The sequence below is a fragment of the Salegentibacter chungangensis genome (genome assembly GCF_042678405.1).
GTDB lineage: Bacteria > Bacteroidota > Bacteroidia > Flavobacteriales > Flavobacteriaceae > Salegentibacter_A > Salegentibacter_A chungangensis.
On the sequence record NZ_JBHTLI010000001.1, the window covers coordinates 1761346 to 1778443 of the forward strand.

At 41.9% G+C, this 17098-nt stretch carries 15 protein-coding genes; 4 read left to right on the forward strand and 11 right to left on the reverse strand.

Annotated features, from left to right (window positions below):
• Positions 1 to 3675 carry a phosphoribosylformylglycinamidine synthase gene (gene purL, locus ACFQ3Q_RS08010; protein ID WP_380744639.1) on the reverse strand — a complete coding sequence of 1225 codons (3675 nt, stop codon included), beginning with the start codon at positions 3673 to 3675 and terminating at the stop codon, positions 1 to 3.
• 152 nt (positions 3676 to 3827) lie between these two features.
• Positions 3828 to 5042, reverse strand: coding sequence for an RsmB/NOP family class I SAM-dependent RNA methyltransferase (locus ACFQ3Q_RS08015; protein ID WP_380744641.1), 1215 nt, complete (start codon positions 5040 to 5042; stop codon positions 3828 to 3830).
• 74 nt (positions 5043 to 5116) lie between these two features.
• On the opposite strand from ACFQ3Q_RS08015, the gene ACFQ3Q_RS08020 reads away from it, so the two are divergent.
• A complete protein-coding gene (locus ACFQ3Q_RS08020; RefSeq protein WP_380744642.1) occupies positions 5117 to 6175 on the forward strand; it encodes a WD40/YVTN/BNR-like repeat-containing protein in 1059 nt (352 codons plus the stop codon).
• 85 nt (positions 6176 to 6260) lie between these two features.
• On the opposite strand, the gene ACFQ3Q_RS08025 is transcribed toward ACFQ3Q_RS08020, so the two are convergent.
• From ACFQ3Q_RS08025 to ACFQ3Q_RS08055, 7 genes are all read right to left on the reverse strand, one after another.
• Positions 6261 to 6695: a hypothetical protein gene (locus ACFQ3Q_RS08025; RefSeq protein ID WP_380744644.1), complete on the reverse strand. Its 435-nt coding sequence runs from the start codon at positions 6693 to 6695 to the stop codon at positions 6261 to 6263.
• Between the two features lie 7 nt (positions 6696 to 6702).
• Positions 6703 to 7245, reverse strand: coding sequence for a hypothetical protein (locus ACFQ3Q_RS08030; RefSeq protein ID WP_380744646.1), 543 nt, complete (start codon positions 7243 to 7245; stop codon positions 6703 to 6705).
• A gap of 32 nt (positions 7246 to 7277) precedes the next feature.
• Positions 7278 to 7823 carry an RNA polymerase sigma factor gene (locus ACFQ3Q_RS08035; RefSeq protein WP_380744648.1) on the reverse strand — a complete coding sequence of 182 codons (546 nt, stop codon included), beginning with the start codon at positions 7821 to 7823 and terminating at the stop codon, positions 7278 to 7280.
• A gap of 349 nt (positions 7824 to 8172) precedes the next feature.
• Positions 8173 to 9996: an ABC transporter ATP-binding protein gene (locus ACFQ3Q_RS08040; RefSeq protein WP_380744650.1), complete on the reverse strand. Its 1824-nt coding sequence runs from the start codon at positions 9994 to 9996 to the stop codon at positions 8173 to 8175.
• Positions 9997 to 10009: 13 nt separating this feature from the next.
• Positions 10010 to 11740, reverse strand: a complete 1731-nt coding sequence (locus tag ACFQ3Q_RS08045) for a phospho-sugar mutase (RefSeq protein ID WP_380744652.1) — start codon at positions 11738 to 11740, stop codon at positions 10010 to 10012.
• A gap of 48 nt (positions 11741 to 11788) precedes the next feature.
• A complete protein-coding gene (locus ACFQ3Q_RS08050; protein WP_380744653.1) occupies positions 11789 to 12748 on the reverse strand; it encodes a glycosyltransferase family 2 protein in 960 nt (319 codons plus the stop codon).
• A gap of 17 nt (positions 12749 to 12765) precedes the next feature.
• The gene (locus tag ACFQ3Q_RS08055; protein ID WP_380744654.1) at positions 12766 to 13284 is read right to left on the reverse strand and encodes a DUF4199 domain-containing protein; all 519 of its coding nucleotides are present in this window, start codon (positions 13282 to 13284) and stop codon (positions 12766 to 12768) included.
• 152 nt (positions 13285 to 13436) lie between these two features.
• Here ACFQ3Q_RS08055 and ACFQ3Q_RS08060 point away from each other — a divergent pair, with 152 nt between their 5' ends.
• Positions 13437 to 13691, forward strand: a complete 255-nt coding sequence (locus ACFQ3Q_RS08060) for a type B 50S ribosomal protein L31 (RefSeq protein ID WP_380744656.1) — start codon at positions 13437 to 13439, stop codon at positions 13689 to 13691.
• 157 nt (positions 13692 to 13848) lie between these two features.
• The gene (locus ACFQ3Q_RS08065) at positions 13849 to 15021 is read left to right on the forward strand and encodes a GlmU family protein (protein WP_380744658.1); all 1173 of its coding nucleotides are present in this window, start codon (positions 13849 to 13851) and stop codon (positions 15019 to 15021) included.
• Here the strand turns inward: ACFQ3Q_RS08065 and ACFQ3Q_RS08070 are convergent, their stop codons facing one another.
• A complete protein-coding gene (locus ACFQ3Q_RS08070; protein ID WP_380744660.1) occupies positions 15022 to 15285 on the reverse strand; it encodes a hypothetical protein in 264 nt (87 codons plus the stop codon). It lies immediately after the preceding gene.
• Between the two features lie 174 nt (positions 15286 to 15459).
• On the opposite strand from ACFQ3Q_RS08070, the gene mtaB reads away from it, so the two are divergent.
• Complete coding sequence (mtaB, locus tag ACFQ3Q_RS08075) at positions 15460 to 16791, forward strand: tRNA (N(6)-L-threonylcarbamoyladenosine(37)-C(2))-methylthiotransferase MtaB (RefSeq protein ID WP_380744661.1); 1332 nt, start codon at positions 15460 to 15462, stop codon at positions 16789 to 16791.
• On the opposite strand, the gene ACFQ3Q_RS08080 is transcribed toward mtaB, so the two are convergent.
• Positions 16788 to 17090 (reverse strand): N-acetyltransferase, encoded by a 303-nt coding sequence (locus ACFQ3Q_RS08080; RefSeq protein WP_380744663.1) that lies wholly within the window; start codon positions 17088 to 17090, stop codon positions 16788 to 16790. The two genes, mtaB and ACFQ3Q_RS08080, sit on opposite strands and share 4 nt — an antisense overlap.
• Positions 17091 to 17098: the final 8 nt, after the last annotated feature.

Here is a 17098-nt window from a genome sequence, read left to right on the forward strand (position 1 = left end):
TTATTGGTTTCGGGTTTTCTCCAGCCACTTTCTTGCATTTACAAAGGCTTCAAGCCAGGGAGTTACTTCATCTTTTCTTCCTTTAGGATAATAAGCCCAGTTCCACTGGAAGGTAGATCGCTCCAGGTGAGGCATAGTTACCAGGTGACGGCCGCTGGCATCGGTCATCATTGCGGTATTATAATGCGAGCCATTAGGGTTGGCAGGGTAACCTTCGTAACCATATTTCCCAACTATATTATAGCGCTCTTCTTCATAAGGAAAGCTGAATTTACCTTCCCCGTGTGCTGCCCAGATTCCAAGTTTGCTTCCAGCAAGGCTGGATAACATTACAGAATTATTAGGCTGGATCTCAATTGATGTGAAATTACATTCAAATTTATGCGATTCATTGTGGAGCATTTTCGGTTTTTGCTCGTGCTCAGGATTTATTAATCCGAGCTCTATAAATAACTGGCACCCGTTACAAACCCCCAGGGATAAGGTATCTTCTCTTTTAAAGAAATTATCGAGCGCGGTTTTAGCTTTCTCATTATAAAGGAAAGCTCCGGCCCATCCTTTGGCGCTACCCAGAACATCAGAATTTGAGAACCCTCCAACGGTGCCAATAAAACTGATATCCTCAAGAGTTTCGCGCCCGCTTATCAGGTCGGTCATATGCACATCCTTTACGTCGAAACCGGCCAGGTACATCGCCCTCGCCATTTCACGTTCAGAATTCGATCCTTTTTCACGAAGGATCGCGGCTTTTATTCTTGGTTTATTTTCGTCCAATTTTGGCAGTTTCCCGGTAAAGTTTTCAGGGAACCTGAACTCCAGCGATTGTTCCTTATAGTTATGGAAACGCTCGGTAGCCTTGTCAATTCCGCTTTGTCTTTCGTCAAGCAGGAACGAGGTCTTATACCAAGTGTCTCTTAATTCAGCAATATTAAAACTGAACTTGTCGTCATTATTCTTAATGTTCAGGCTGTCACCTTCAATGGCTTTACCAATTTTGAAGAATTCGATCCCTTTTTCAGAAAGCAGTTCTTCAACTGAAGCATTTTTAGCCTGGAAGATGATTCCACAGTTCTCGTTGAAAAGAAGTTTTACAGCATCCTTTTCTTTTAGTGCGGAAAGATCAAGATCGGCTCCAAGATCGGTATCTGCAAAACACATTTCCAGCAGGGAAGTTATAAGTCCACCTGAAGCCACATCGTGTCCGGCAAGGATCAGGTCTTTTTTGATAAGCTCCTGAATCGCGTTAAAGGATTCTGCGAATTTCTCATCGTCTTTGATAGTAGGAACTTCACTTCCCACCTTGTTCAGGATCTGGGCAAAAGAAGATCCGCCGAGTTTAAATTCGTCCTGTGATAGGTTGATATAGTAAATATCTCCACCGTCTTTTTGTAACACTGGCTCCACAACCTTCGTGATATCGTCACAATGTCCGGCGGCCGAGATGATCACCGTTCCCGGGGAGATCACTTCGCCATCCTTGTAGCGCTGCTTCATAGAAAGCGAATCCTTACCGGTAGGAACATTGATCCCTAGTGCGATGGCAAAATTTGAAACTCCTTCCACGGCCTGGTATAAACGGGCATCTTCGCCTTCGTTATTACAAGGCCACATCCAATTAGCCGAAAGTGAAACGGATTTCAGTCCTTTTTCAAGGGGAGCCCATACAATATTAGAGAGAGATTCTGCAATGGAATTCTTAGATCCTGCAACAGGATCTACAAGTGCCGAAACAGGGGAGTGGCCAATAGAAGTGGCAACTCCTTCTTTTCCTTTATAATCAAGAGCCATCACCCCGCAGTTGTTAAGCGGTAGCTGTAGCGGACCTGCGGTTTGCTGCTTGGCCACGCGGCCGGAAACACAACGGTCTACCTTGTTCGTGAGCCAGTCTTTACAAGCAACGGCTTCCAGCTGAAGCAACTGATTTAAGTAATCGTGTATTTTTTCTGATGAATATTGAAGATCGGCATATTCTCTTTTTACCGTATTGTCCTTCATCACCGTTTTCGGCGAACTTCCGAACATATCGGTAAGGTCAAGGTCCATTGGCTTTTGCCCCGATTTCTTGCCTTCAAAGGTGAATTTATGATCTCCGGTAACGTCTCCAACCTCATACATCGGGGATCTCTCCCTGTCGGCAACTCTTTTCAGGATCTCCAGTTTACTGTCGCCAATTACAAGCCCCATACGTTCTTGGGATTCGTTCCCTATCACTTCTTTTGCTGAAAGGGTAGGGTCTCCAACAGGAAGTGCATCAAGGTCGATCTTTCCGCCGGTTTCCTCTACAAGTTCGCTTAAGCAGTTAAGGTGTCCTCCGGCGCCGTGATCGTGAATGGATACGATTGGGTTTTCTTCGCTTTCCACCATTCCGCGAACGGCATTGGCTGCACGTTTCTGCATTTCGGGGTTGGAACGCTGGATGGCATTGAGTTCGATCCCGCTGCTGAATTCTCCGGTATCTGCCGAAGAAACCGCGGCACCGCCCATCCCGATGCGGTAGTTGTCACCACCAAGGACTACTATTTTATCTCCTTTCTTAGGAATGTCTTTTTTAGCCTGATCGGCCTTTCCGTAGCCAACACCTCCGGCAAGCATAATCACCTTGTCGTAGCCTAAAGAACGTTCGTGTTCAGAATGTTCAAAGGTCAGGACGGAGCCAGAAATAAGTGGCTGCCCGAACTTGTTCCCGAAATCTGATGCTCCGTTAGAAGCTTTAATCAGGATATCCATAGGGGTCTGGTAAAGCCAGTCTCTTTCTTGCATTCCGCTCTCCCAGTCACGGCCTTCTTTTTCAAGTCTTGAGTAAGAGGTCATATAAACTGCTGTCCCGGCAAGAGGTAAAGAACCTTTTCCGCCGGCAAGACGGTCTCTTATCTCCCCGCCGCTCCCTGTTGCAGCCCCGTTAAAGGGCTCAACGGTGGTAGGGAAATTGTGGGTTTCGGCTTTTAGGGAAATGACCGAATCAAAATCTACGGTCCTGTAAAAATCAGGGATATCGGCAGCTTTTGGAGCAAATTGCTCTACTCGTGGTCCTTTTACAAAGGCCACATTATCTTTATAAGCCGAAACGATATCGTTAGGATTTTCTTCGGAAGTCTTCCTGATCATCTTGAACAGGGAAGCCGGTTTTTCCTCACCGTCAATAACAAAAGTTCCGTTGAAGATCTTATGGCGACAGTGCTCAGAATTTACCTGCGAGAATCCGAAGACCTCTGAATCGGTCAGTTTTCGGCCTAATTTTTTGGCAAGATTTTCCAGATATTCAACTTCTTCAGGATTTAAGGCCAAACCTTCCTGCTGGTTGTAGGCTTCAATATCTTCAATCTCCTTAATAGCTTCAGGGTTGATGTGAATATCAAAAATATCCTGGTCCAGAGCTTCATACTTTTGAGAAAGCATAGGGTCGAAATCGTGGAAATGTTCATCTACTTTCATAAATTCCTCGATACGAATAATACCGGGAATGCCCATATTCTGGGTGATCTCAACGGCATTTGTACTCCAGGGAGTGATCATAGCGGCACGGGGACCAACAAAAAAATCTGCCAGCGCAGATTTATTTAGTTGTTGAGTATTTCCGAAAAGCCAGTTCAGTTTGCTGATATTCTGAGCCGAAAGGTCGTGGTGTGTTTCTACAGCATAAACCTTGGCAGATTGGGTTCCGAAGAAAAGGATCATTACGGGTTGTTTTGTGTTGTTGTGTACAGCCGCAAATTTAGAATATTTTTAAGATTATTCAGAGAATAGAAACATAAAATAAGGGATGGCTTTAAACAAAAAAGCGGCAGGAACTTCCTGTCGCTTTTCTTGATTTTTTATAGTCCTTTATATTAATTGCTTTTTTCCAGCAATGCCATATAGAATCCGTCATAACCGGTTTCAGAAGAAAGTATCTTTTCATCTTTTACCTTTTTGAAATCTTTCCCGGCTTCCGAATTCAGGAATTTTTCCACCTGGTCCTGATTTTCTGAAGGTAAGACCGAGCAGGTGGCGTAAACCATTTTTCCTCCCGGTTTCAGTATTTTAGAGTATTGTTCTAAAATTTCAGATTGGGTTTGCTTCAGAGTTTCGATAAACTCAGGCTGCAGTTTCCACTTTGCATCAGGATTCCGGCTAAGCACTCCAAGTCCGCTACAAGGGGCATCGATAAGAACACGATCGGCACTGCCTTTAAGCTTTTTAATGACCTTATTGTTATCTATGGCACGCGGATCAATATTATGAGCGCCGGCACGACGTGCACGGCGTTTTAATTCTTTCAGTTTATTTCCGTAGATATCCAGTGCAACGATCTGGCCTTTGTTTTCCATAAGGGCGGCCAGGTGAAGCGTTTTGCCACCGGCACCGGCGCAGGTGTCTACAACCCGCATTCCTGGTTGTACGTCGAGAAAATGGGCAACCAGTTGTGAAGAAGCATCCTGTACCTCAAAGAACCCATCTTTAAAGGCTTGGGTTTTGAAGACATTGGCACGTTCTTCCAGGACTAATGCCTCAGGATGGTTCTTTATGGGACGGGTAAATATTTCTTCGTCCGCAAGTTGCTTCTGCAGTGCCTCTTTAGTGGTTTTTAAGGTATTTGTCCTTATGATCACCGGGGCCTGTTCGTTAAGGGCGTGGATCTCCTTTTCCCATTTCTTTTCCCCAAGTTCTTTTACTCCGGTCTCATCCAGCCAATCCGGAATAGACTCACGGTATTTTCTGATCTTGCTCAGGCTGTCAAACTTCCCTTTGATTCTACGGGTTGGAGTTTCCTCCAGTTGTTTCCAATCGGGTAATTTTATACCTCTTAAAGTGGCCCATACTGCAAAAAGACGAAACAGGTTCTGGCGTGAAAATGGTTCTTTTACTTCGGCAATTTCGGCGTATAACCTTTTCCACCTTACAATATCGTAAGTGGTTTCAGCAATAAAACTGCGGTCACGGGAACCCCAGCGTTTATCCCTTTTCAGGGTTTTTTCGATTACCTTATCGGCATATTTTCCTTCGTTGAAAATTTCGGAAAGAGCATCTATAGTAGCAAAAACCAAATTTCGATGTAAACGCATAAATAAATTTTAAGACTGCAAAGGTAAGCTTTTTTACTGCGGAAAAAATTTATCTTTGGGTACAAATTCTATCTATGAAACGTATATTTTATCTCGCAATACTACTGGTTTTCGCCTGTAAATCAGATAATAAAGAAGGGAAGGCTCAGGTTCAAAAGCCTGGATATTTTAGTTCGGTGGAAGTAGAACCGATCCTGGAAGCCGATACCCTGAGCATCAGAGCGATCGAAGTGATTGGGAACAACCTGGCCTTTGCAGGAAATAAAGGGGTTTACGGACTTTATAACCGCCAGGCAAATACCTGGAAAACCAATGTTCAGAAATATGATACCCTTGTACCTGAATTTAGGGCTGTGGCAAGTACTCCCAATGACTTCTTTATGCTAAGCGTGGCAAGCCCGGCACTTCTATACAAAACAGGGGAGAATGGAAAGATGGAGCTTGTTTATGAGGAAGATGATGAGAAGGCATTTTATGACTCTATGGCTTTCTGGAACGATTCCGAAGGGATAGCGATGGGCGATCCTACCCAAAACTGTTTATCTGTGATCATTACCCGTGATGCGGGAAAAACCTGGAAAAAACTTAGCTGTGATGTACTGCCTGAAGCCGAAGAAGGGGAAGCAGCATTCGCAGCAAGTAACTCGAACATAGCTGTAAAAGGGGATAATACCTGGATCCTTTCCGGAGGAAAAAGGTCAAGAGTTTTCTATTCTCCCGACAAAGGAAAGACCTGGGAGGTATTCGAAACTCCGCTGGTTCAGGGAGAAGCTACCACCGGCGGTTACAGTATTGCTTTTTATGATGAAAATAATGGCTTTATAATTGGCGGAGATTATACAAAGCCAAAGGAAAATAGGGCAAATAAAGCTGTGACCAAAGACGGGGGGAAGACCTGGCAGCTTGTTGGTAAGGACAAAGACCCGGGCTATAAAAGCTCGGTTAGGTATGTTCCGGGCTCTAATGCAGCAGAACTTGTTGCTTCAGGTTTCAGTGGAATATCGTATTCCAAGGATTCCGGAAGTACCTGGAATAAACTTTCTGAAGAAGGTTTTTATACATTAAGATTCATAGATGATTCCACAGCCTATGCAGCAGGGAAGGGGAGAATAGCCTTGTTGCATTTTAAATAAAAAATCCGGTTATCTTCAACCGGATTTTTTCATTCTAACTAACCAAAAAAACTAAACATAAAACTCGCAATGAGTTTTATTCCTTTTACTTTTCATCTGCCTTTCGGGCTCGGTATTCTTTGATAAGCTTTTTGTGGAACTCATCTTCCAGCTTGTGGAGTTTAATGATATCCTGAGCCGAAATAATTTCCTTTAGTTCAGAGAAAAGCTGCTTTTTAATACTGTACTCTTCTTTTTCAATTTTGAGATACTCCTGAAGCATATTTTCAGCTTCGCTTTCAGAAATACACTCTATATTTTTTAGCTCTATGTGCTCTCTTTGGTGTAATTCCCTGCGTTTGGTTTCATATTCGTTGTAAATAGGCCAGAACTCTTGTGCTACTTTATTACTTAGATTAAGTTCCTGGGTAATAAATGCGGTCTTCAGGGCTTTGATCCTTTCCCGGTCTTCCTCACGAGACTGGGCCTGCGCCTGTAGCAGGGGTGTGAACATAAGCAGGCAGATAAGAATCTTTTTCATAGCAATTTTATTCTAAAATATAAACAGGGTCTTCAACATTTTCATCTATATAATCCAGTGCAGCATCAGAATCGAGCTCATTGAAATTGGTAGGGTCTATTGTATAGCCTTCCCCAAAAACCGCAGAAGAAACTTCTGAAGTGCTTAATTCAATATAACCATCGTCATAGGCCTCATCAATATAATTCTCAAGGGCAGAAACCTCTACATTGTTCCAGGAGTTTTCAGGCTCCTCCTCCAGGTTTACCGTACCAAAGACAGCGATTAAAATCGCAGCTATTCCCGCTACATAGTAGAGGATTTCTTTGGTGGAAATAGAAATAACCTTTGGATCGTTTTCCCTTTGCTCAGCTGAAAAAACGAAGTCTAAGTTTTCAAAATAATCCTCAGGAACCCTATAACCGGGAGACTTTAATTTTTCAGCCTCATTAAGCCCGGCACTATCAGCAATATTAACCATTTCGAGAAAATCTTCTTCAAACTCCTCAAAATAATTATCAGGGGTTTTAAATCCCGGATTTTTATGATATGCTGAATGATTCTTTTTCATTTGGTTCTTTGACTGAACAATTATTAAAAGGTTTAATTCTTTTTTAGATATTCCTGAATTTTCTTTACCGCAATATGGTAGGACGCCTTCAGGGCTCCTTCACTGGTCTCCAGGATCTCAGACATTTCGCGATATTTCAGATCCTCAAAATACTTCATATTAAACACCTGCTGTTGTTTGAAGGGAAGCCTGGCGATAGCTTTCTGTAATTTTAGCTGAATCTCGTCACCTTCAAAAAATACATCGCTTTGCAGATTGTCTATAAGCTGATTCTGCAACTCTTCGGAGGTGATCTGGTTGCGTTTGGCCTTTTTGTTTAAAAAAGTAATCGCTTCATTCGTAGCAATTCGGTACATCCAGGAGTACAGTTTACTATCACCTTTGAATTGATCAATATTTTTAAAGATCTTGAAAAAAGTATTCTGAAGCACATCGTGTGAATCTTCGTGATCTTTCACCATATTCCTGATGTGCCAGTAAAGCCTCTCCTTGTACAGGGACATAAGTTCCCTGAACGCATCCTGGGTGGAGGCCGGCTCTTTTAAGCGTTGTATGAGTAGATTTTCGGATTCCCGCAACGGCTTCTTAATATGATTTGAATACAGCTCTTAGGTTTGTAAGAGGCTAAAGGTATAGAAAAGTTTAAAGCTGAAGAATATTTTACAGGTTTAAGTGTTGTAAGAAATCCTTGTAGGAATGAGGGCTAAGCTCCGATGAACGACCTTTTTTTTAGTCAAAAGGTATTTTTTGTTTGGAGAAGTTTAATTTTGTAGTATCTTTATCAAAGATAATTTGATTTAATCTTTTTTTGCCCCAAACTAAAAATGATTTAAATCGTTTATTTCCATTAGCCCCAAGATGGAAATAATTTTCGCTAAAACGGATGATTAACATCATCCGTTTTTTTGTTTTCAGATGTTTTTAAATTTAGTCGAAAGACTGCATTTCTACGAGTTTCTGGTAGGTACCGCCTTTGGAAAGCAGTTCTTCGTGGCGGCCTTGTTCTACGATTTCCCCTCTTTGCATCACCACAATATTATCGGCGCTCTGAATGGTAGATAGTCTGTGAGCGATCACAACAGAAGTTCTGTTCTTCATCATGTTCTCCAAGGCTTTTTGTACCAGCTTTTCGCTTTCGGTATCCAGGGCTGAAGTCGCTTCGTCCAGGATCATAATTGGAGGATTCTTAAGCACGGCTCTGGCTATAGAAAGACGTTGTTTCTGGCCTCCGCTAAGTTTATTCCCGCTATCTCCAATATTGGTGTCCAGACCAAGAGGTAGTTCTTTAACAAACTCCCAGGCGTTGGCGATCTTCAGGGCTTCAATTATTTCTTCGTCTGTAGCCTTGTCCTTTCCGAGGCTCACATTATTTCTAATAGTGTCGTTAAAAAGTATAGAATCCTGGGTTACCAATCCCATCAGGTTACGAAGAGAATACTTCGAGATCTGGCGAATATCGGTACCGTCAATTTTAATGTTGCCTTCATTTACATCGTAAAAACGGGTGATCAGGTTGGCAATTGTGGATTTTCCGCTTCCGGACTGTCCCACAAGTGCAACTGTTTTTCCTTTTGGGACTTTTATGCTGAAATTCTTAAGTACCTTTTCTTTTTCATATTTAAAACTGATATTCTCTACTTCAATGGCTTCTTCAAACTTCTTCTTATCTATCGCGTTTGGAGCATCAATTAGATTTGAAGGGGTCTCCAGGACGTGCAGGATCCTTTCGGCTGCTGCATTTCCTTTCTTAACACTGTAAGATGCTTTTGAGATTTGTTTGGCCGGTGTAAGAATGTTATAGGCCAGCCCAAGAAAAGCAATGAAGGTGGCTGCATCCAGGCTGCCTTCCACAAGCACCATATTCCCGCCAAACCAAAGAATGATCACAATTACAAAGATTCCAAGGAATTCGCTGGTAGGAGAGGCTAGGTTTTGTCTGTTTATGAGCTGATTCAGAATATGATTTAAACGGCTGGTAGATTTCTCAAACCTCTTCTGAAACTTGTTTTCGGCATTAAATCCTTTCACGATCTTAAGACTGGAAAGGGTTTCTTCAACCAGGGACAGAAAATATCCATTCTCCTCCTGTGCTTGGTTCGATTGTTTTTTCAGTTTTTTTCCGATAAGGGAGATCACAAAACCGGATACGGGCAAAAATACGAACACGAAAATGGTCAGTTTTGCACTCATCATCAGCATCGCGATAATGGTGAAAATGATGGTAAGTGGCTCTCTTACTATAAGTTCCAGGATCGATAGGAACGAAGTCTGGACTTCATTCACATCGGCAGTGATCCTCGAAATTGTATCTCCTTTCCTTTTTTCAGAGAAATAAGACACCGGCAGCTCCAGTATCTTTCGGTACATCGCATCACGTACATCCTTGAGCACCCCGTTCCTTAAAAAAGTAATGAAAAACGCTGCGAGGTATCCGAACAGGTTTTTCAGAAAGAAAAGAACCACCACGATCCCGCAAATAAAGATAAGAGCTGAAACTTCGTCTTCAGCCACCCGTTGACTCACATAGAAGTTGAAATAATCTACGGCATAGTCTTTAAGCCCGGCCAAACCTTCCCAAACGGGTTTTGTGTTCACCCTCTTGCTTTTGTCGAATAATACGTTAATTACCGGAATCAGTGCTATAAAAGACAGCGTGCTGAAAGCAGCGTAGAAAATATTACAAATAATGTTTAAGATCGCGTATTTCTTGTAGGGAATTGCGAACTGGAGTATTTTTCTGAAATAGGTCATAAATAACGAGCGATTAGCCCAATTCAAGTTCTGCCGTTATACGGGCAATTTTTTCTGTAAGCTTTTGATTCTCTTTTTCAAAGTTTTCCACTTTATCCAAAGAAGAATTTACGCTAATGTAAAATTTTATTTTAGGCTCTGTACCGCTTGGTCTTGCAGCGATCTTTGTGCCATTTTCGGTATAATAGATCAGCACATTAGACTTCGGGATATTTATAGCTTCTTCGGTATGATCCTGAAGGTTTTTGGAAACAGAACTCTGGTAATCTTCAACCAGAACAACCTTTTCGCCGTCTATCTCTTTCCAGGGCTTTTCCCTGAGGTCAATAAGCATTTGCTTTATCTCAGCCTCTCCCTCAATTCCTTTCTTAACCAAGGAAATCAGCTCTTCTTTGTAGAGTCCGTAATCTTTATAGAGCTTCAGCAATTGCTCATAAAAGGAACTTCCCTCGTCTTTCATTTGAGCTGCAATCTCGCAGGCAAGCAGGGTAGAGGTTACAGCATCTTTGTCGCGCACAAAATCTCCAACCATAAAGCCAAAGCTTTCTTCTCCGCCGCCAATAAAGTCAAGTTCAGGCTTATCTTTTATTAGTTTTGCGATCCATTTAAATCCGGTAAGCACTTCAAAATACTCTACTCCATAGGCTTCTACAATGTTCTTCATCATAGGAGTCGAAACGATTGTAGAGGCTACAAATTCGTTCCCGTCCAGTTTGTTCTGTTTCTTCCATTGCTCCAGGAGGAACCACGTCATCATCAACATGGTCTGGTTGCCGTTAAGGAGAATCATCCTCCCGTTAAGGTCCCTGACGGCAACGCCCAGGCGGTCACAATCAGGGTCGGTGCCTATCACAATATCGGCATCTTTTTTTTCAGCCAGTTTTAGGGCCATTTCAAGAGCTTCTGGCTCTTCAGGGTTTGGAGATTTTACCGTTGGGAAATTCCCGTCCGGGTCTCTTTGCTCTTCTACGATATGAATCTGTTCAAACCCGGCTTTTTCAAGAACCTCAGGAACCATCGTGATAGAGGTGCCGTGCAGAGAGGTGAAAATGACCTTCAGATTTTTTCTGGCTTCATCTTTGGTATCAAAGCTTCCGTTCCTAACAGAGGCTTCGGCAAAAACCTTATCGATATCGGTATCTACTTTAGTGATAAGTTCCTCGTTCGAGCTGAAGTTAATTTTCTCGTAATCAAGATTGTTAATGATCTCGATAAGATTAGCATCGTGAGGAGGGACCAGTTGTCCGCCGTCTTTCCAGTAAACCTTATAACCATTATATTCCGGCGGATTATGACTTGCCGTAAGCACAATACCGCAGTGGCAATCCAGATGTTTTACTGCGAAGGATAATTCCGGTGTAGGTCTTAATTCTGAAAACAAGTAGACCTTTATTCCGTTGGCGGAAAATACATCGGCTACGGTTTGTGCAAGTTCTTTACTGTTATTTCTGCAGTCATAGGCAATAGCCACTTTTAACTGCTCTCCCGGAAATTCTTTTTTCAGGTAATCTGAAAGCCCCTGAGTGTTGCGCCCCAGGGTATATCGGTTTATTCGATTTGTGCCAACTCCCATCACTCCGCGCATTCCACCGGTTCCAAAGGCTGCATTTTTATAGAAGCTTTCTTCGAGCTCCTTAGGATCGTTGTCTATTAAATGCTGTATCTCTTTCTTGGTATCGGCGTCAAAAATATCGGTAAGCCAGGCTTCGGCCTTAGCCAGAATTTCAGGTTTGTGCTGTGACATAATTAATAGGTTTGCTTCGCAAAAATAAGGATTATAAGCGGAAAGCGCTTAAAAATTATCGGTGGTTTTGTTGATAAGATAGCGTTCCTGATCCCTTTTTGACCGAAGGATGAGTTCCCCCAGGAAACCTGCCAAAAAGAGCTGTGAACCTATGATCATTACTGTTAGGGCAATATAAAACCACGGGTTTAAGGCTACCAGGATATTGGGCTCATTATGGTACATTTTATAAAGTTTTGAAAAGCCTACCCAACCGGCGGTAAAGAACCCGAAGATGAACATAAGAACTCCTAAGGCTCCAAAAAGATGCATAGGTCTGCGCCCGAATTTTGAAAGGAACCAGATGCTTATCAAGTCCAGGAAGCCGTTGATGAATCTTTCCACACCAAATTTCGTCTTTCCATATTTTCTGGCCTGGTGCTGAACCTCCTTTTCTGTGATCCTGGAGAAGCCGGCATTTTTGGCCAAAACGGGGATGTACCGGTGCATTTCCCCGTATACGTCAATGTTTTTTATTACTTCTTTTTTATAGGCTTTCAGGCCGCAATTGAAGTCGTGGAGTTTTACCCCTGAAGTTTTTCTTGCTGCTGCGTTAAAAAGTTTGGAAGGAAGGTTTTTGGTAAGCACATCATCATAACGTTTCTTTTTCCAGCCTGAGACCAGATCGTATTCTTTGTCTTTTATAAGGTGGTAAAGCTCCGGGATCTCTTCCGGATTGTCCTGTAGATCGGCATCCATAGTGATGATCACATCTCCTTTTGCTTTCAGGAAACCTGCGTGCAGTGCCTGTGATTTTCCGTAGTTTCGGTTGAATTTGATCCCTTTTACGGCATTGTCATTTACAGCAAGAGATTCTATGGTTTTCCAGGAATTGTCTGTGCTGCCATCGTCGATGAAAATGATCTCATAAGAAAAGGAATTGGACCGCAAGACTTTCGCGATCCAATTGTATAATTCTACCAGAGACTGCTCTTCATTGAGCAAGGGGATGACTACGGATATTTGCATTCTGTAATTTATTTAGGCTATTGATAAGCCGGGTTCTCCCTTTTCATTATTAATCCTACAATCAGGGAAATTAAAAATCCAAAGAATAGGTTAAGGATAAGGGTTGTTGTTGCAAAAAACAAGGGGCTTAGGGTCATTTTTGAAAGCTCAAGAGCCTGATCTGTTTGTGCCTGGGGCATATTTCTTTCGGTAATGTCTAAGTATGATTTTTCATACATCATATCCAGAAATTCGGGGTAAACAAAACTATAATGGATATAAGCATAAACAGCAGAGATAATACCGCTTATTGCAGCTATGGCAAGGCCTACTTTCAAGGCCTCTTTTAGCTTCATAAAGCCGCCGTTTTTCTTTTTGAAAGTACGCAGTGCCAATATATACAACACTATGGTGACAAGAGAATTAACGGTTCCTATAACCCAGTTTTCCTGATCAATATTCATTAAATAGATAAGGACCAGGACAAGGATTGAATAGATTGCCAGCATTAATCCATAAGGATATGCTACTGATTTAACTGAGGGGGAATTTTCCATTTTAAAAGAGATTGGTTAGTTTTGTCAGTTAGTAAGCAAATATAGCAAAACGTTACACAAGGCTACATTTTTAATATTTTTTAAACTTAGACCTTGTATTTAAATGGAAATTAATTAAATTTGCACCTCGAAAAAATTAAAAGTACAAAGCGATGAAGCAGGGAATCCATCCGGAAAATTATAGATTGGTAGCATTTAAAGATATGTCTAATGACGATATCTTCCTAACAAAGTCTACCGCCAATACTAAAGAAACCATAGAAGTAGACGGTACTGAGTATCCTTTGGTGAAACTGGAAATTTCCAGAACATCACATCCGTACTACACTGGTCAGACTAAACTGGTAGACAGCGCTGGTCGTATTGATAAGTTTAAGAACAAATACGCAAAATTCAAGAAGAAGTAATTCTTCTGAATTAGAAATAAATTTACAAGCCGTCTGTTTAAGACGGCTTTTTTTGTTTGCCTGAAGTCTGAAGAGCAGTAAATTTAACTTCAATTTAGAGTTTCGCGCTTTTAAGTTATTTTTTTACTCTTAACTTTAGGCACTAAATTTAGTGCGGATGAATTATATATTATTTGATGGTTCGGCCAGGAACCATCTCTTGCCTTTTACTTTCACCAGGCCTGTGGCCGATCTTCGTGTCGGTATTTTAACGATACGTGAAAAATGGGAGAAGCTTTTGGAAAGCACCACATCTACGGTCACTGAAGATTATCTTTCAGGAAAATGGCCGTTGGTGGAATTGGAAGAAAATGTGATGATCAATGCTTCGTTCTTGCCATCTCCCGAATTTCTTGAGCAAATAAAAGCTCTGAAACCTGAGGAAGCCATATTCTTTGAAGAAGAAGTTGTAGCTTTCTTTGTTAGGGAAGATGAAGAAGTAGATTTTGATAATTTTCGTCATATAGAGCTGGAAGGTAAGGTGATCCAGATCGAAAACACCTGGGATATTTTCTCCAGAAATGGGGAGGCTATTGAAGCCGATTTCAAATTACTTACAGAAGGTCGGGAATCTCAGCTCATTCCGGAATCCAATTATATTGTAAACCCTGAAAATATATTTATTGAAGAAGGCGCTGAAGTGGAATTTTGTTCCCTGAATGCTTCTGCCGGGCCAATCTATATCGGCAAAAATGCCAAGGTTCTTGAGGGGTGTTTAATACGAGGGGCTTTTGCGGTATGTGAAGGTGCTTTGGTGAAAATGGGAGCCAAGATATACGGTCCTACCACCCTTGGGCCTTATTGTCGTGGGGGAGGAGAGATCAATAATTCGGTGCTGTTTGCGAATTCCAATAAAGGTCACGATGGCTATCTCGGGAACTCGGTGCTTGGGGAATGGTGTAACCTGGGAGCGGATTCCAATAACTCCAATCTTAAGAATAATTATGCCGAGGTGCGAATCTGGAATTATGAGACCGAAGGCTTTGCTAAAACCGGCCTGCAGTTTTGCGGGTTAATGATGGGAGATCATAGTAAATGCGGAATAAACACGATGTTCAATACCGGTACCGTAGTAGGAGTGAGTGCGAATATTTTCGGAGCCGGATTTCCACGGAATTTTGTGCCCAGTTTCAGCTGGGGAGGTAGCTCGGGAATGAGCACCTATAAAACCCAAAAAGCCTTTGAAGTGGCTGAAGTAGTGATGAAACGAAGAGGAGAGGAGTTTACTGATGAAGATAAATTCATCCTTGAGCAGGTTTTCGAGGACACTAAAAAGTGGAGAAGAGACTAGCTAAAACATAAACTTGTAAAATAAAACACCTAATACTATAAGAAAGGCAGTGGTGATCGTTATGATCTTAAGCTGCCTTTTTTGATGTTCGCGATTAAGCTTTGTTTTTAAAATTAGCAGCTCTGCTTCTGAAATCCTTTTCTCAGATTTTATGCCTTCACTGATGGACCCGGTAGAATTTCGGAATTTTGAAAATTTCGATTTTTTCTCACGCCGGTTGTTTTTGAGGCTTACAATGGCACCTCTGGTACTTCCGAAACTCATTGCAGTAGATTTAGGTCTTATAAAACTACTGAATTTTACAGACTTCTCATTTTCAAAGGTCCAGGCTGTATAATTTCATTTATATCATTTCAGGAAAACGATTTAAGTTGGTATATTTGCAGCCCCAAAATAAGGCCGGAGAGATTCGGTAAAATCAATGAAACTGGCAGGTTTATGAATAATAAAAAAGTCGCTTTTTATACTTTAGGTTGTAAGCTTAACTTCTCGGAAACTTCAACTATCGCCCGTTCCTTTAAGAGCGAGGGCTTTGATAGGGTAGATTTTACCGAGGAAGCAGACATTTATGTGATTAATACCTGCTCGGTTACCGAGAATGCCGATAAGCGCTTTAAAACAATCGTAAAGCAGGCTCAAAAGGTTAATGAAGATGCTTTTGTGATCGCTATTGGTTGTTATGCTCAGCTGAAGCCGGAAGAGCTTGCTGCAGTAGACGGGGTGGACCTTGTTCTGGGAGCGACAGAGAAGTTCAAGATCACCGATTATCTTAATGATCTTACCAAGAACGATTTTGGTGAAATTCATTCCTGTGAAATAGAAGACGCCGACTTTTATGTGGGTTCTTATTCCTTTGGAGACCGTACCCGCGCTTTCCTGAAGGTGCAGGATGGTTGTGACTATAAATGTACTTATTGTACCATACCTCTGGCTCGCGGGATTTCCAGGAGCGATAAGCTGGAGAATGTCCTGAACAATGCCGCTGAAATTTCAGCTAAAGGCATAAAAGAGATTGTTCTTACCGGGGTTAATATAGGGGATTATGGCAAAGGAGAGTTCGGGAACAAGAAACATGAGCATACCTTTCTTGATCTTGTAAAAGCCCTGGACGAAGTTAACGGGATCGAACGCTTAAGAATATCTTCTATAGAACCGAATCTACTGAAGAATGAGACAATAGATTTTGTGGCTGCCAGCAGAACTTTTGTGCCGCACTTTCATATTCCGCTGCAAAGCGGAAGCAATGAGATCCTTAAGCTGATGCGACGCCGTTATCTGCGCGAGCTCTATGTTGACAGGGTTGAGCAAATTAAAAGGGTGATGCCCGATGCCTGTATTGGGGTAGATGTAATTGTTGGTTTCCCGGGTGAGACCGATGAGCATTTCCTTGAAACCTATAATTTCCTGAACGAACTTGATATTTCTTATTTACACGTATTCACTTTTTCAGAAAGGGATAATACTCCGGCAGCACAAATGGATGGGGTTGTGCCTCTGAAAGTGCGTAAGAAAAGAAGTAAAATGCTTCGAGGGCTTTCTGCCAAGAAAAGGCGAGCTTTTTACGAAAGCCAGTTGGGTAATACCTGTACGGTTCTTTTCGAAGGAGAAAATAAGTCTGGCTATATTCACGGGTTTACCGAGAATTACGTGAAGGTTAAAGCTCCCTGGGATCCTTCTTTGGTGAATACCCTTCAGGATATTAAACTTGAGAAAATAGATGAAGACGGCCTTGTGAGGTTTGAGTTTGTTAATAAGCCGCTAGCTGTTTAAATATTTATTCCTACCGGAAGCAGGTCTTTGTACCTGTTTTTGTGTTTCCTCATATACTTAACAATATCAGGGCTTGTAGGCATTACCCGGGTATTTCTCTCTTTAATTTCCTCGAGCACGGCTTTTATAAAAGCTTCAGTATCTTTCTTGTTATCTGCCGAACCCGGCATAAGGAGCTTGGTGAGGAAAATCTTTCTTTCCTGTTGTGAATATTCTATGGTAGCCAACTCACCGTTTATGGTAGTTTCGAACTGCCTTAGAAATTCATTATCCGTAATCTTTACTGCTGCATCACTCATCATATTTA

Excerpts from the sequence above, each read along its gene's own strand:
- ACFQ3Q_RS08060 (WP_380744656.1), top strand. The coding sequence starts at position 13,437 with ATGAAGCAGGGAATCCATCCGGAAAATTATAGATTGGTAGCATTTAAA.
- ACFQ3Q_RS08040 (WP_380744650.1), bottom strand. The coding sequence starts at position 9,996 with ATGACCTATTTCAGAAAAATACTCCAGTTCGCAATTCCCTACAAGAAA.
- ACFQ3Q_RS08070 (WP_380744660.1), bottom strand. The coding sequence starts at position 15,285 with ATGAGTTTCGGAAGTACCAGAGGTGCCATTGTAAGCCTCAAAAACAAC.
- ACFQ3Q_RS08045 (WP_380744652.1), bottom strand. The coding sequence starts at position 11,740 with ATGTCACAGCACAAACCTGAAATTCTGGCTAAGGCCGAAGCCTGGCTT.
- ACFQ3Q_RS08080 (WP_380744663.1), bottom strand. The coding sequence starts at position 17,090 with ATGAGTGATGCAGCAGTAAAGATTACGGATAATGAATTTCTAAGGCAG.
- ACFQ3Q_RS08065 (WP_380744658.1), top strand. The coding sequence starts at position 13,849 with ATGAATTATATATTATTTGATGGTTCGGCCAGGAACCATCTCTTGCCT.
- purL (WP_380744639.1), bottom strand. The coding sequence starts at position 3,675 with ATGATCCTTTTCTTCGGAACCCAATCTGCCAAGGTTTATGCTGTAGAA.
- mtaB (WP_380744661.1), top strand. The coding sequence starts at position 15,460 with ATGAATAATAAAAAAGTCGCTTTTTATACTTTAGGTTGTAAGCTTAAC.
- ACFQ3Q_RS08050 (WP_380744653.1), bottom strand. The coding sequence starts at position 12,748 with ATGCAAATATCCGTAGTCATCCCCTTGCTCAATGAAGAGCAGTCTCTG.
- ACFQ3Q_RS08015 (WP_380744641.1), bottom strand. The coding sequence starts at position 5,042 with ATGCGTTTACATCGAAATTTGGTTTTTGCTACTATAGATGCTCTTTCC.
- ACFQ3Q_RS08055 (WP_380744654.1), bottom strand. The coding sequence starts at position 13,284 with ATGGAAAATTCCCCCTCAGTTAAATCAGTAGCATATCCTTATGGATTA.
- ACFQ3Q_RS08020 (WP_380744642.1), top strand. The coding sequence starts at position 5,117 with ATGAAACGTATATTTTATCTCGCAATACTACTGGTTTTCGCCTGTAAA.
- ACFQ3Q_RS08025 (WP_380744644.1), bottom strand. The coding sequence starts at position 6,695 with ATGAAAAAGATTCTTATCTGCCTGCTTATGTTCACACCCCTGCTACAG.
- ACFQ3Q_RS08030 (WP_380744646.1), bottom strand. The coding sequence starts at position 7,245 with ATGAAAAAGAATCATTCAGCATATCATAAAAATCCGGGATTTAAAACC.